Below are 14,180 nucleotides of genomic sequence, written 5' to 3' on the forward strand. Positions count from 1 at the left end.
GCTGTACCGGACAAGGCGTTCAGCGCGGCGCTTGCAGGCGCTGCGCATCCAGCGCATGGGCGAGGACGAATTCGAAGCGCCCGCCTGCCGGCAGCTCATACAGCGCCAGGCTGGCCTGGCCGCCACTGAGCCCAAGGGCCAGTACGCGCCGCTCACTGCCCAGATGGAGTACGCTCAGGCGCGGAAAAGCCTGTGCATCCCAGCGCAGGCTGAGCACGCCCTGGCTCTCCTGCCAGTCAACCCGCGCAGTCGCCGTCGCGGCGCCGCTGCGCTTGGCCGCCGTGCTGGCCGGCTGGCTTAGCAGCTGCTCACCGCGCAGCATCTCCAGCTTGCGCAGCGGGCCGGGGTGCGGCAGACGCAGGCTGAAATGCTGCAGACCGGGGCGACCATCCGCCACGCGCTGGCTGCGCACCGGCTGCAGCAGCACGCTGCCATCGGCCAGGGTCAGGCGCAGCGTATAGGCGCCGCCCGCGTCGTAACGTGGCCGGCCAAAGGCTGCGCTTGGGGTGTGGAAGCGCACGTTGTCGCCGTCCAGCTCACCACGCAGCACCAGCAGCTCGGTATCGGCCGCCTGATTGATCAGCTTCGGGTAGGTATTGGTGAGCAGATGGCTCTGCACACCGTGGTAGTTGTAATCGGAGAACCAATCGGCATTGCTGCAATAACTCATGATGTCGTTCTTGCCGGCCGGGTCGATCAGGCTGCCCGGCGCGCCGCTCACGCTGTTCGGATAGCCCGCCTGGTAGACAGACTCGATGTTGTACAGCGGTACGCTGCCCAGCGCGCCATTCGCATACGGGTAGTTCGTGTCGAAATCTGCTCCCACGCTGCCACAGGGCGCATGTTCGCGACTCAGGTTATGGCCCATTTCGTGGATAAAGGTGTTTTCCCAGTCGAAATAGCTGGTATCGAGACCAATGCCGGTATCGCTGCGCGTGAAACCCGGCCCGTTCACATAGGCCAGGCCGGCCGTCTCGGTATTGCTGGCATTGGCCACGAAGCCGAAGTAGTGCCGATTCGGCGCCTCGACCTCGCGCAGATCGTCCAGTGCACCGAGTACCGCGCTCCAGTCCTCGCTGCTGACCGGCGCGCTGCTGACCACATTGGTGCTGAAGACACCACGCGTGCTCAGCTCGATTGCCGTATCGGCCAGGGGTAAGGTCCGCCGCAGCGCGCTGCGCACATCGCTGGTGGCCGGGGCGCTGCCCTGCTGGCTACCGGTGCGGATCGGCACCAGGGTCAGCTTCATATTGCTGGTGCCGGCCAGCTGCGGGGTTGCGCTCAGGCCCTGGCCGCCGCCCGATTGCTCGACCGAGACATTCAGACCATTGATCACCTGGGAGGCGATCAGGGTGGCACTGAAGGTCTGCGCCAGCGAATACGGCATCTCGCGGTCGGGCAGTACGCTGGGACCATTCATGGGCAGGCTGGCCAGCACCGTATTGCCATTGCGCACCACCAGGGTCACGCCCGGGCTGGGACTGCCGCCGCGCGCGCCCAGCACATAGGCACGTACCACGGCCGGCTTGCCGGCCACCAGACGCTGATACTGGGCGCCAGCGCTCTGCGAATAGGTCTGCACGAAGTCGATGCGGCTCACACAGCCCTGCGGTGCGGCGCCAACCCCAAAGCAGCCGGCGCTGACCGCGCTTTGGCTGCTAGCCTGCAGCTGGGTGTCGCCGCTGCTGCTGCCCGCCGCGAGGTTGAACTGCAGCTGGCTATCGCTACGTCCGGCCAGGATGGTCTGTGCGCTGCCGCCCACCGTGATGCCATCGACCTCATCCAGGCCGCTGCCCAGGAGCGTGACGGTCGTGCCGGCCAGGCCATAGCCGGGGCTCATGCTGGTCACGGTGATAGCAGGCGCGACGCGGAAGGTGGTGCTGGGCTGCAGCTGGCCGTCTGCGGCGATCAGGGTCAGTGCATAACTGCCCGGGGTCAGATTGGGCACCGTCAGCGCCAGCTGGTCGCTGCGCTGGCTGACGATGGTGGCCGCCGTCGCACCGAAACGCACGGTGCTGATGCGGTCGAGCCCGGTGCCACTCAGCAGCAGGCTGCTGCCTACCAGGCCCTCGTTCACGCTGAAAGCGCTGACCGTCAGCGGGGTCAGTACGGTCACGCTGAAGGCCGAGCTGCGGCTCAGTCCGCCTGCGGTACGCAGCAGCGGCGCGCCACTCAGCGCCTCCACCGGCACGGTCAACACCAGCTGGCTGGCGCTCTGGCTCACTATCGGCAGATTGACCGTGCCCAGGCTGACACTGCTCACCTGATCGAGGAAGCTGCCGTTCAGGGTGAGCTGCCCCCCCGGCACCACCGCGCTGGGGCTGAGGCTGCTGACCGTCGGCGCCTCCACCGTGATCAGGAAGCTGCTGGCCACGCTGCTGCCCGCGCCGCTCAGACGCAGGCTTCCCGTACTGGCGCTATTAGGCACCACCACGCTCAGGCTGGTATCGGAAATCCTGCTGAAGGCCGCATCCACCGCGCCGATCTGCGCCAGGGTCACGCCATTCAGGCCGCTGCCGCTTACCATCAAGGTCGCCCCAGGCGGGGCCGAGCGCGGGCTGACATCACTGATGCTGAGGCTGGCGACCGGTGCCGCCGTGCCCCCTCCGCCGCCGCCCCCGCAAGCCCACAAGCTCATGGCCAGCAAGGACAGCAATAAGTATTGGCAGACGGTAGGCATGGCGCACTCCCGGTCGGACTGCAAATGGAGGAATCAGAGCAGGGCTTGCGCGGCCACCACGATGCCGTCTTCGTCCGCATACAGCCAGTGGCCTGGCTCGAAGCGCACGCCGGCAAACTGCACGGCCAGCCCGCTGCTGCCCTCACCCTTTTTCACGCTCTTCTTCGGGTGGGTGTTCAGGGCGCGGATGCCGACTGCCTGGGCGTTCAGCTCCAACGCGTCCCTGACACAACCATAGACCACGATGCCGGCCCAGTGGTTATTCACCGCCAGCTCACCCAGCTGGCCGCCGACCAACGCGCAGCGCAGGCTGCCGCCACCGTCCACGACCAGCACGCGGCCCTCGCCCGGGGTTTCCAGCGTGCTGCGCACCAGGCTGTTGTCCTCGAATACCTTGAGCGTGGCGATAGGCCCGGCGAAACGGGCGTGCTGGCCAAAATGGCGGAACAAGGGCTCGGCAACCTGGACGGCATCGCCGTGCGCATCGCTCAGATCGGTGGTGTGAAAATGCATGATGGCTCCCGCAAGCAGTGAAAAACGCATTCTGGCGCTTGCCGGCGGCGCCAAGCAAAACGGGGAGCGCTCGGCTCCCCGTTTTGCTTGTTGAATGTTGCGGGCCAGCCGCGCGTTTCAGCGCAGTCCCAACACATCCTGCATATCGTATAGCCCGGCCGGCTGCTGGCGCAGCCAGAGCGCCGAACGCAGCGCGCCCTGGGCAAAGGTGGCGCGCGAGCTGGCCTTGTGGGTGATCTCGACCCGCTCGCCATCGGCCATGAACATCACCGTGTGGTCGCCGACCACATCGCCGCCACGCACGGTGGCAAAGCCGATGGTGCTCGGGTCACGCGCGCCGGTCACGCCTTCACGGCCATACACCGCGCAGTCCTTCAGATCGCGGCCCAGCGCCTCGGCCAACACCTCGCCCATGCGCAGCGCAGTGCCGGACGGCGCATCGACCTTGTGCCGGTGGTGGGCTTCGACCACTTCGATGTCGTAGCCGGTATTGAGCACCCGCGCGGCGATATCCAGCAGCTTGAAGCTCAGGTTCACACCCACGCTGAAATTGGCGGCAAACACGATGCCGATATCCTTGGCCGCCTCTTTCAGCGCGGCCTTGCCGGCCTCGTCGAAACCGGTGGTACCGACGATCAGATTCACCCCCAGCGCGCGGCAAGCAGCCAGATGGGCCAGCGTGCCCTCGGGGCGAGTGAAGTCGATCAGCACATCGGCATCGCGCAGCGCGCTGGCGTAGTCGCTGCAAATCGTCACGCCGCTTTGCTTGCCCAGCGGCAGGCCGGCGTCCTGACCAAGCGATTCGGCACCAGCGCGGTCCAGTGCCACGCTCAAGATCGCGTCGGGGTGCCCGAGTACGGTATCGATCAGCACCTTGCCCATGCGGCCCGAGGTGCCGGCAATGGCAACACGTAGTGGCTGGCTCATTTGGTGGCCTCGCGCGGGTTGACGGGCGCCTTGCCGCCCACGACGGTGCGGGCCGGCAGGGTGTCGCCACCCATGCCGGTCACCCGGTCGCCTTCAAACAGCACGTAGTAGCGCTTGTTCTCGCCCACCTTGCCGCCCTTGCTGTCGTAGTACAGATAATCCCAACGGTTCGGGTGGAAGGCATCGGTCAGCAGCGGCGTGCCCATCACAAAACGCACCTGGGCGCGGGTCATGCCCAGCTTGAGCTTTTCCACCTGATCGGCGGTCACGGCATTGCCTTGCGGCACATCGAGCTTATACGGGGTGAGATAACTGCAGGCAGACAGGCCGGCCAGCAGAGCGGCGATCAAGAGTGTGCGCATGAATGCTATTAAGACCGTGAAGATAAATGGCGGGCCGGCAGGCTTGGTTCGCATGCCACGGACGGGCATAGACTGCGGCAAGGTGCGGAAGTGCCGTATCATAGCCGCGAACCCCATTCCAGAACATATCTGCACGGACGCCATCATGAGCAAAGCGAGCGATCTCAAGGATGCCGGCCTGAAGGCCACTGGCCCCAGGCTGAAAATCCTCAATCTGTTTGAAACCAGCGACCAGCGCCATCTGACGGCCGAAGACGTATACCGCATGCTGCTCGATGAGCAGGACGATGTGGGCCTCGCCACCGTTTATCGCGTGCTGACCCAGTTCGAGCAGGCTGGCCTCCTGGTCCGCCATCACTTCGAATCGGGCAAGGCGGTGTTCGAGCTGAACCAGGGCGGCCACCACGACCACCTGGTGTGCGTGAAGTGCGGCAAGGTCGAGGAGTTCTACGACGCCGAGATCGAAAAGCGCCAGGACACCATCGCCAAGAAGCACAACTTCATGATCCAGGACCACGCCATGTACCTGTACGGGATCTGCGCCGAGTGCCAGACCCGTCTGGCCGGCAAACTGAAAGCGCAATGATCCCCTGGCTCAGTCGCGCGCTCGCCTTTCCGCCACTGGAATCGGCGCTGCGCGAACCGAACGGCCTGTTGGCCGCCGGCGGCGATCTGAGCCCGGAGCGCCTGCTGCTCGCCTACCGCCAGGGCATCTTCCCCTGGTATGCGCCGGGCGAGCCCATCCTTTGGTGGAGCCCCGATCCACGCATGGCGCTGCTGCCGAGCGAGCTGCATATCCCACGCTCGCTGAACAAGACCCTGCGCCACAAGCCGTATGAAATTCGCTTCGATACTGCCTTCCGCCGCGTGATGCAGGCCTGCGCCACGGCGGCGCGGCCGGGCCAGGATGGCACCTGGATCGTGGCCGATATCATCGATGCGTATTGCCGCCTGCATGAGCTGGGCTGGGCGCATTCGGCCGAATGCTGGATGGACGGCGAGCTGGTGGGTGGCCTGTACGGCGTGGCCATCGGCAAGATGTTCTATGGCGAATCGATGTTCGCCCAGCGCCCCGATGCGTCCAAGCTGGCGTTTGCCCACCTGGTGCGCTGGCTGGATGAGCAGGGCTTCGGCCTGATCGACTGCCAGATGCATACCGAGCATCTGAGCCGCTTTGGCGCGCGCGAGATAGACCGCGCCACCTTTTTGCGCGAACTGACTAGACTGAATCAGATGCCGGGCAGCGTCGGTCCCTGGCACTACCCGTCCGAGCGCAAGTGGGAGGATTGAGTGAGCCACCCCAATGACAGCCGCCTGATCCGGCTGCAGTTCTATGCCACGGCGCCCTATCCCTGCAGCTATCTGGATGGGCGCATGGCGCGCTCCCAGGTGGCGATTCCGGCCGAGCTGATCGATAGCGCAATCTACACCCAGTTGGTACGCAATGGCTTTCGGCGCAGCGGCCTGTTCACCTATCGCCCCTGGTGCGACCAATGCCGCGCCTGCGTGCCGGTGCGACTGCGCGCTGCCGAGTTCCAACCCGACCGCACCCAGCGCCGCACGCTCAAGCGCCATGCTGGGCTCAGCGTCAGCATCCTGCCGCTGCTGTTTTCCGATGAGCACTACGCGCTCTACCGCCTGTACCAGCAGCACCGGCATAGCGGTGGCGGCATGGATGAGGACAGCCGCGAGCAGTACGAGAATTTCATCCTGAAGAGCCAGGTGGACAGCTTCCTGGCCGAGTTCCGCCTCGATGGCGAGCTGAAGATGGTCAGCCTGATCGACCAGCTCGGCGATGGCCTGTCCTCGGTGTACACCTTCTTCGACCCGGCCGACAGCCAAGCCAGTTACGGCACCTACAACATCCTCTGGCAGGTGGAGCTGGCGCGCGCGCGCGGCCTGCCTTATGTCTATCTCGGTTACTGGATCGCCGAGTGCCGCAAGATGGCCTACAAGACGCGCTTCCACCCTATCGAAGGCTTGGTGGACGGCGCTTGGCGCATGCTGGCCGATACTGACTGAGCGGCGCCAGCCGCTACGCGACCGACGCCCCCCTTACCGAGGCGCGCTACCAGCTCGGTGCAATCGCCAGGCCCAACACCGGCTGAGCACCGGCAATCGCACCCAGGCTGCTGGCCCGCCCCGTGTTCAGATCCAGCAGATACAGCTCGGCACTCGGCCGCCCCTGCGCGCGCAGGCTGGCAAAGGCCGCATTGTCCTTCCAGCTGATGTCGAAGCCGACCGGGCCGATGGGCTGCACGCCCAGGCTGCCCACACTGAACAGCTGGCCCAGATTCGGCCCAACCACCGGGCTAGTGCCTTCGCGGCTGCCCTGGGTGAGCAGATTGCCGGCCGCATCGATGGCGTAATTGGTGGTGGCCGTTTTACTGACCTTGCTATAGGTGTAGGCCGCGGCAAGCACCGCGGGGGCCTTGCCGGCAGCCACATCACTGGCGGAGAATTGCAGGCTGCCATCGGGCTGCACACCCGCTTGCGTGGCATCGCCATCCACCTGCGCGCCGGTATCCGGGTGCAGGCGCAGATTATCGCCAGCCGCATTCACCACCCGCAGCCGGTCGGCCACCGGGTTGAAGTCAAAGCCATACTCGACCTCAGGCCGGAGCGCCACACTGGCGCTGCCAACCTGGCTGGCCAGCCCGTCCTCCAGACTGATCGTGTACAGGCGGCCACTGCGCCCCAAGGCGTACAGGCGCTCATTGCTGGAGCGGAAGTCGATGCCGATCAGTTGCTCGCCCTGCGCAAGGCCACTCACCTGCAGGCGCTGCAGCGCGGTGCCGGGTATGCCGGCGTTGGTGCGCAGCAGCTGGTTGTCGGCGAGCAGAAACCAGGCGGTCTCCGGACGCGGTACCGGCTTGGGGGTCGAGGCACAGGCGCCCAGAAGGCCAAGCAGGGAAAGGGTTGCGATACGGCGTGCCAATGGACTCACAGTGTTTGCTCCTCGGTAGATCGCTCTTCATCGCTACGCCCTAGCGGGACGCACCGACCTGGAAATGTTCGACATGGCGGCGCAGCTCGGCCACTACCTGGCGCAGCTGGTCGGCACCGGCATCAATCTCGCGCACAGCCGCCGCCGCGGTCACCACCCGCTCACCGATTTCGGCCATGCCCTGGGCGGCATCCTCGACCGCAGCCGCTTCGCCACGCGTCTGATCAGCCATCTCGCGCGCCAGTTCACGCATATCGCGCGTATCGCGCACGATGGCTTCCTGGCTGCGCATCGCGCCATCCAGATCGGCCACCCCCTGGGCCACGCCAGCGCTGACCCGCTGCATGGCCTGGGCCGCACCCTGGGTGGCCTGTTCAATCTGCTCGGTCATCTGGGCGATATCGATGGTCGAGTTGCTGGTGCGCTCGGCCAGCTTGCGCACCTCGTCCGCCACCACGGCAAAGCCGCGTCCGCTCTCACCCGCCCGCGCCGCCTCGATGGCCGCATTCAGGGCAAGCAGATTGGTCTGATCGGCAATCTCGCGGATCACACCGGCCATGCTGGCAATGCGTGCCGCCGCATGGCTGAGTTCGGCAATCATGGCCGAGGACTGCGCGCTCGATTCGCTCAGCCGCGTGCAGACCGCCTGGGTATTGGCGATGCTGGCCTGCGCGTGCTCGGCGGTCTGGGCCGCTTCGCCAGCACGGTCGGCCGTGTGCTGGATATTGCGGCCAACATCCTGCACGGCGACCGATAACTGTTCGGCTGCCGCGCCTACCCGCGCCGCGCGCTCGCTGGCCAGCTCGACCTCGGCACAGGTATCACCGGCACGCGCCTTCAGCTGGCCAGACACCTGTTCGACGATGCCGACCGTGCGCTGGATCAGCTCAATGGTGCGCGCCTGCTCATCGAGCAGGGCGTTGATCGAGCGCGCATTCTCGCCTACCTCATTGCGCCCCATATCGGGCAGGCGCTGGCCCAGATCCCCCCCCAGACCGGCGAGAAAGTCCCGGATGTGGCGCAGTGGACTGGTAATCGTGCCGGCAATCCACCATACGGCGGCAAACAGCAGCAGCGCGCCCAGCAGCAGCGAGATCAGGCTGAAGCGCTCCACCCGCTGCATCAGCTGCGCCTGCTGCAGATTGTGCTGACGGGAAGAGTGCTCGATCAGCTCGCTGAACTTGCCCATGCTGTCTTCCAGCGTGTCGAAGCTCTGCGCGAAAGCCGTATAGGCCAGGTCGGCATCGGCCGCGCGCTGGGCGAACTTGTCCAGCGCGCTTTGTGCCTGGCGCGCATAGGCAGCCAGATCGGGCTTGAGCGCCTCCAGCGCGGCACGCTCGGCCGGCGGCAGCGCCATGCCGTCATTCGCGGCGATCAGGCGCTGGAAATTGCCCAGGTGCTCGTCCAGGTCATCGCGCACGGCTTTCAGCTCCGCCGCATCTGGCGTGGCGGCCGACATCAGGCGGAACATATTCAAGACGTCCGAGCGGATCGCATCGTGCATCATGTCCGCCTCGGTCTGATTGCGCAGCAGGCTGACGATCTTGTCGCTATCGGCCACTGCGGCAACAATGACGCGACCGCTGAAGAAGCCGGCCAGCCCCACCAGCAGCATGATGAGCATCGCAATGGCCCCCAAGAGACGCAGGCGATACATGATCGAGATATTGCGCATCGGCTTCCCAGCGAAAGAGTCTGCCCGGCTTGGGCATGCAGCAGCGGCGCATGCACACCGCCCCAATCTGTGCCACCCCAGGTGGCAGCCTTCATGCTAGACCGCAAATGTTGAATATTCCTGCCAGCGACGCCCGTCACCTGCATCTCCTACTGGCCGATGCAGCGTCCGGCACGCCGCGCCAGTGGTGGCATCTGGAGATCGCGGCCCGCCTGCCCAAAGGCGCCTGCAGCCTGCGTGGCCGTCTGCTCGGCCGCCTGCTGTGCAGCTTCGGGCCGGGTTGGCTATTACCCTGGCTGACCATGCCCGGCCTGCTGCCCTATCGCTTTGACGCCATGGCGCCGCTGGCGCAGCGCGCCCGCTTCGGTGCGCTGCTGGCACTGTGCCTGATCGCCGGCCTGCTGGGCCTGGGCAGCCTGAATGCCAGCCGTCAGCTGGTGCTGATTCTGTGGGCCCTGCTCGGCGCGGCCTATTTTGGCGCACGCGCCAGCTGGCAGGCGCGCCAAGTGGTGGATGCGCTACGCGCGCAACATGCGGCCAAGGCGTCCGAGCTGGCGCCCAGCGAGGCGGCGTTGGGCCTGGCCAGCTTGCTGGTGGCGGCCGGGCGCGATTTCGCCCACGCCCAGGCGGAAGCGTCCGAGCTGGCGGCCGCGCCCGATAGCATCAGCGCCGAGCAGCTCGATGCACTCGGCCTGCGCGCACCACCGTATAGCCAGGCGCGCCGCCAGGGCTGGCGCTGTGCATTCGCCCATCTGGGCGCGGTGGCGGCGGTGGGCTGGGGCTGCTGGGCTATTAGCGGTTACGGGCAACTGCTGCCGGCCGTGCTGGGCCTGCTGCTGGTGCATTTCGTGCTAAGCGGCCACCAGCCGGGCTGGTGGCGCGCCACGCTGCGCCCGCTGCTGCAGGCGGCAGCCTGCCTGGGCTTGGCCTGGGTGCTGGCTTGGCTGTACTGAAAGCGGATGCGACAGCTCGGCCATATTGGCAATCATTTATTTGATAATTATTCGCATTAGCTTTAGCATTTCCTCCATCCGAACATACAGATGGGAAATCGCATGACCGCCTTTCGCCTGACCCTGATCGCTGCATTGATGGCCGGCAGCCTGGCCGCCCGCGCCGAGGTAAGCCCACAAGCCGTGGCCGAACACTATGCCAGCGTGGTGCACGCCAACTATGTGGACACCCTGGGTGCCGCCCGCACCCTGCAGGCCGCGGTGAATGCGCTGAATGCCAACCCGAGCGAGGAAACCCTGGCCAAGGCACGCGAGAGCTGGCTGGCTGCGCGCGAGTGGTACGGTCAGACGGAAGCCTTCCGCTTCTACAGCGGCCCCATCGATGGCGAAACCGGCCCGGAAGGCCAGATCAATGCCTGGCCAATGGACGAGGCCTATGTCGATTACGTGAAGGGCAAGAACAAGGCCGGCATCATCAACAACCCCAAGGCCAAGCTGACGCGTGAAGCCTTGATCGGCCTGAATGAGAAAGGCGGCGAAGAGAACATCAGCACCGGCTGGCATGCGATCGAGTTCGTGCTGTGGGGTCAGGATCTGAGCAAGACCGGCCCAGGCGCGCGCCCCGCCAGCGACTTCATCGATGGCAAGGGTCAGAACGCCGAGCGCCGTCGTACCTATCTGAAGCTCGTCACCGACCTGCTGGTGGACGATCTGGCCGGCCTCGCCCAAGCCTGGGCACCGAATGCCAAGAACTATCGCGCCGGCTTCGTGGCCGACAAGGAAGCCGTGCAGAAGATGCTGACCGGCATCGGCGTGCTGTCGCGCGGCGAGCTGGCCGGCGAGCGCATCGAAGTCGCACTGGCCTCGAAGTCGCAGGAAGACGAGCACAGCTGCTTCTCGGACAACACCCACCGCGATGTGGTGACCAATGCGAAGGGCATCCAGAACGTATGGGAAGGCAGCTACACCCGCGCTGATGGCAGTGTGCTCAAGGGTGCCTCGCTGCGCGAACTGGTAGCCGTCAAGGATGCCAAGCTGGCCGAGAAGACCAGCGCCGACATCGCCAACTCGGTCAAGCTGGCCGAGGAGATCAAGGCCCCGTTCGACCAGGAAATCGTCGGCAAGGACAGCGCGCCAGGTCGCAAGCGCGTACGCGCCGTGGTCGATGCGCTGAAGAAGCAGGCCACCGACCTCGTGAATGCCGCCAAGGCCCTGGGTATCAAGAACCTGAATACCAATGTGTAAGGCTTGAGCGCGCTTAAGTTTCGCTTAAGTCCGCCACGCTACACTCGGGGCATGACTGCGTGCAGTCGTGCCCCGGTGCTTTTTCGGCCCTCTCTCCTCCAAGTGTTGCGCATGAAAATCCTGCTTCCCCTGCTACTGATCTCAGCCGCCACGGCCACCACTGTGGCCCTGGTGCCCGCCTATGACGCCAGCGAAGCGCGCCCCGGCGGCCAGACCACGGTGTTCGACCATGGCCAAAATGCTTTCTCGCTCCCCCTGGCCAATCTGACCGACCGCCAGCGCACCGACTTCGTGGTCGGCAATTCCTTCTTCAAGAAGAACTGGGTGGAAGCGCCCGCCTCCACCACCGGGCGTGATGGCCTGGGTCCGCACTTCATCGCTCGCTCCTGCGGCGCCTGCCATGCGCTGGATGGCCGCGGCGCGCCACCGACCTTCACCAACGGCCTGCAAGACGAGCAGCCGATGGCGCTGTTGATCCGCCTGTCGATACCGGGCCAGGATGCGCATGGCGGCCCACGCGGCGAGCCGGTGTATGGCGGCCAGTTCAATAATGACGCGGTCAGTGATGTGAAGCCCGAGGGCAAGGTCAAGATCAGCTATAGCGAGATCAGCGGCCAGTTTGCCGATGGCGAACGCTACACGCTGCTCAAGCCCAAGTACGAACTGGTCGATCTTGGCTATGGCCCCATGCACCCGGACACCATGCTGTCGCCGCGCATTGCGCCGCAGATGATCGGCCTGGGCCTCTTGGAAGCGATCAAGCCTGAGGACATCCTCGCCAATGCCAAGGCACAGGCTGCGGCGGGCGGCGCGATCAAGGGTCGCCCAAACCGGGTCTGGGATGCCTATGCGGGCAAGATGCTGATCGGCCGCTATGGTTGGAAAGCCAATACCGCCAGCGTGGCGCACCAGAGCGCGGGCGCCTTCCTCGGTGATATCGGCATCACCTCCAAGCGCAATCCGCATGAGGAATGCACCCAGGCGCAGACCGATTGCCGCAAGGCGCCCAGCGGTGGCAAGCCGGAAATCAGCGAAGACCTGCTCGACAAGGTGATCTTCTACAGCCGCACGCTGGCCGTGCCGGCGGCGCGCAATCAGGACGACCCGGCGGTGCAGCGCGGCCGCGCGGTGTTCTACCAGGCCCAGTGCGCGACCTGCCACACACCCAAGTACACGACCGGCAACTTCAAGGCCTTGCCGCAGCTGAGCCAGCAGACCATCTACCCGTATACCGATCTGCTGCTGCACGATATGGGCGAAGGCCTGGCCGATGGCCGCCCCGACTTCCAGGCCAGCGGCCGTGACTGGAAGACGCCGCCGCTGTGGGGCCTGGGCCTCGTTCCGGCTGTGAACAAGCACAGCCGCTATCTGCATGATGGCCGCGCGCGCAATCTGATGGAGGCCGTGCTCTGGCACGGTGGCGAGGCGGAAGGTGCCAAGCAGCATGTGCTCAAGCTGAACAAGCAGGATCGTGAGAACCTTGTCGCCTTTCTACAGTCACTGTGAGTCGCGCCAGGGCGTACTCCGCGAGGGGTATGCCTAGTACCACGCAGCCGCCCCGCGCGTGGCACAGCGCCCGCATCGCGGCCGGCAAGCAGCTTGCCGGCCATCGTTCTATCTGCCAGCCCTCGGGTGGCCGCCCCGGGCGGCCCACCTGGCAAGGACCGACACTATGAAACCGCTTTACCTGACCCTGACCGCCAGCCTGCTGCTGGGCGCCTGCGCCACGCCGGCCCAGCAAGCCGCCCAGCCCAGTCCCACCCCGGCAGCGCAAGCGCCCACGACCACCACCGCTAGCGTTGCCGCAGCACCTGCGGTGAGCACACCGGCCGCACCCAGTGCCGCGCTCGGCCTGGATGCCGCCGCCACGGTGGCCAACTGGCAGGCCCAGCAGCTGCCGCGTATCCAGGCGCTGGCCGATCACAGCGCCCAGCTGCAGAGCGCCGTCACCGAGCTATGCCGCCGCCTGCGCCCCGAGCAGATCGAACAGGCGCGCCAGGCCTGGAAAGCCACTCATGCCGCCTGGCGCAGTGTGGAAGCCCTGCCCATGGGCCCTGTCCTGACCCGGCGTACCGCCTGGCAGATCGATGTCTGGCCGACCCGCCCACCCAAGGTGGAAGAAGCGATCCGCCTGGTGGAAAAGGACGCGCCGATTGCCGACAGCGTGGGCGCCGCCGCCCAGGGCCTGCCGGCGCTGGAATTCCTGCTCTGGGGCGAAGACCGCGCCAAGGCCCAGCTCGGCCGCCTGCACTTCCGCCAGCGCTGCCAGTACAGCGTGGCGCTGGCCAATGATGTGGCTGCCGAAAGCCGGGGTCTGCTGGCCGACTGGCAGGCCTATCAGCGCGAGCAGCACGACCATGAAACCGGCCGACAGGCGTTCGAGGAAGGCATCAATCTGATCGCCGGCAGCCTGCAGAATCTGCGCGACAAGAAGGTGGCCCGTCTGGGCGGCGCCAAGGCGCCCAAGAAGCCGGCCCGCCAGGACTTCGACGCCTGGCGCAGCCACCACACCAAGGCCAGCCTCGCCGCCACCCTCGGCAGCTTGGAAAGCCTGTTCCTGGCACGTGGACAGGACGGCAGCCCGAGCTTTGTCGAGCGTCTCGCGCGGGCCGAGAAGCCGCTGCTGGCCCAGCATCTGCAGGAGGAGCTGGTGCTGAGCCGCGCCGCGCTGGCCAAGCTGCCTGAGGATGTGGCGACGGCCGCCAGCCGCAACCCGGCCGTGCTCAAGCCGCTGCTCGATTCGCTAAAGCGCCTGCAAGGCCTGGTTGAATTGCAGGTGGCCGATGCGGTCGGCGTGACCATCGGCTTCAAGGACAGCGACGGCGATTAAGCCACGTCGTTTCTTCGCCTCAACGCGCCATGTCCAGCCCAGCTAGAC

13 protein-coding genes are annotated in these 14,180 nt (G+C 66.0%); 7 read left to right on the plus strand and 6 right to left on the minus strand.

The genetic code is table 11. The features are described 5' to 3' along the window. Positions 1-19 precede the first annotated feature (19 nt). The 4 genes from BT173_RS08470 to BT173_RS08485 all read right to left on the minus strand — a co-directional run bounded on the left by BT173_RS08470 (position 20) and on the right by BT173_RS08485 (position 4,482). Positions 20-2,680, minus strand: coding sequence for an IPT/TIG domain-containing protein (locus BT173_RS08470; protein ID WP_084658355.1), 2,661 nt, complete (start codon positions 2,678-2,680; stop codon positions 20-22). 33 nt (positions 2,681-2,713) lie between these two features. After that, the gene (gene rraA, locus BT173_RS08475) at positions 2,714-3,193 is read right to left on the minus strand and encodes a ribonuclease E activity regulator RraA (protein WP_072428416.1); all 480 of its coding nucleotides are present in this window, start codon (positions 3,191-3,193) and stop codon (positions 2,714-2,716) included. Positions 3,194-3,310: 117 nt separating this feature from the next. After that, positions 3,311-4,120, minus strand: coding sequence for a 4-hydroxy-tetrahydrodipicolinate reductase (dapB, locus tag BT173_RS08480; RefSeq protein WP_072428219.1), 810 nt, complete (start codon positions 4,118-4,120; stop codon positions 3,311-3,313). Then, positions 4,117-4,482, minus strand: coding sequence for an outer membrane protein assembly factor BamE (locus BT173_RS08485; protein ID WP_072428220.1), 366 nt, complete (start codon positions 4,480-4,482; stop codon positions 4,117-4,119). The genes dapB and BT173_RS08485 overlap by 4 nt, the downstream gene beginning before the upstream one ends. A 145-nt stretch (positions 4,483-4,627) precedes the next feature. Between BT173_RS08485 and fur the strand changes: the two genes are divergently transcribed. Genes fur through BT173_RS08500 form a run of 3 tightly spaced genes read left to right on the plus strand, consistent with a single transcriptional unit; the run spans position 4,628 to position 6,504 of the window. Next, a complete protein-coding gene (gene fur / locus BT173_RS08490; RefSeq protein ID WP_072428221.1) occupies positions 4,628-5,068 on the plus strand; it encodes a ferric iron uptake transcriptional regulator in 441 nt (146 codons plus the stop codon). Beyond that, the gene (gene aat / locus BT173_RS08495; RefSeq protein WP_072428222.1) at positions 5,065-5,772 is read left to right on the plus strand and encodes a leucyl/phenylalanyl-tRNA--protein transferase; all 708 of its coding nucleotides are present in this window, start codon (positions 5,065-5,067) and stop codon (positions 5,770-5,772) included. The genes fur and aat overlap by 4 nt, the downstream gene beginning before the upstream one ends. Next, positions 5,773-6,504: an arginyltransferase gene (locus tag BT173_RS08500; protein WP_072428223.1), complete on the plus strand. Its 732-nt coding sequence runs from the start codon at positions 5,773-5,775 to the stop codon at positions 6,502-6,504. It begins immediately after the preceding gene. A 46-nt stretch (positions 6,505-6,550) separates the two neighbouring features. On the opposite strand, the gene BT173_RS08505 is transcribed toward BT173_RS08500, so the two are convergent. Together BT173_RS08505 and BT173_RS08510 are read right to left on the minus strand one after the other, a co-directional pair. After that, entirely contained in the window at positions 6,551-7,429 is an 879-nt protein-coding gene (locus BT173_RS08505) for a DUF4394 domain-containing protein (protein ID WP_217651432.1), read from the minus strand. A 40-nt stretch (positions 7,430-7,469) separates the two neighbouring features. Then, complete coding sequence (locus tag BT173_RS08510; protein WP_072428225.1) at positions 7,470-9,104, minus strand: methyl-accepting chemotaxis protein; 1,635 nt, start codon at positions 9,102-9,104, stop codon at positions 7,470-7,472. Positions 9,105-9,211: 107 nt separating this feature from the next. Between BT173_RS08510 and BT173_RS08515 the strand changes: the two genes are divergently transcribed. The 4 genes from BT173_RS08515 (at position 9,212) to BT173_RS08530 (ending at position 14,132) form a co-directional block, all read left to right on the plus strand. Next, entirely contained in the window at positions 9,212-10,057 is an 846-nt protein-coding gene (locus tag BT173_RS08515) for a hypothetical protein (RefSeq protein WP_072428226.1), read from the plus strand. Positions 10,058-10,159: 102 nt separating this feature from the next. Next, complete coding sequence (locus tag BT173_RS08520; RefSeq protein ID WP_072428227.1) at positions 10,160-11,302, plus strand: imelysin family protein; 1,143 nt, start codon at positions 10,160-10,162, stop codon at positions 11,300-11,302. A 111-nt stretch (positions 11,303-11,413) separates the two neighbouring features. Next, the gene (locus BT173_RS08525) at positions 11,414-12,808 is read left to right on the plus strand and encodes a di-heme oxidoreductase family protein (protein ID WP_072428228.1); all 1,395 of its coding nucleotides are present in this window, start codon (positions 11,414-11,416) and stop codon (positions 12,806-12,808) included. Between the two features lie 166 nt (positions 12,809-12,974). Then, positions 12,975-14,132: an imelysin family protein gene (locus BT173_RS08530; protein ID WP_072428229.1), complete on the plus strand. Its 1,158-nt coding sequence runs from the start codon at positions 12,975-12,977 to the stop codon at positions 14,130-14,132. Positions 14,133-14,180 lie beyond the last annotated feature (48 nt).

It is taken from the genome of Chitinimonas taiwanensis DSM 18899 (genome assembly GCF_900119825.1).
In the GTDB taxonomy this organism is placed as follows: Bacteria; Pseudomonadota; Gammaproteobacteria; order Burkholderiales; family Chitinimonadaceae; genus Chitinimonas; species Chitinimonas taiwanensis.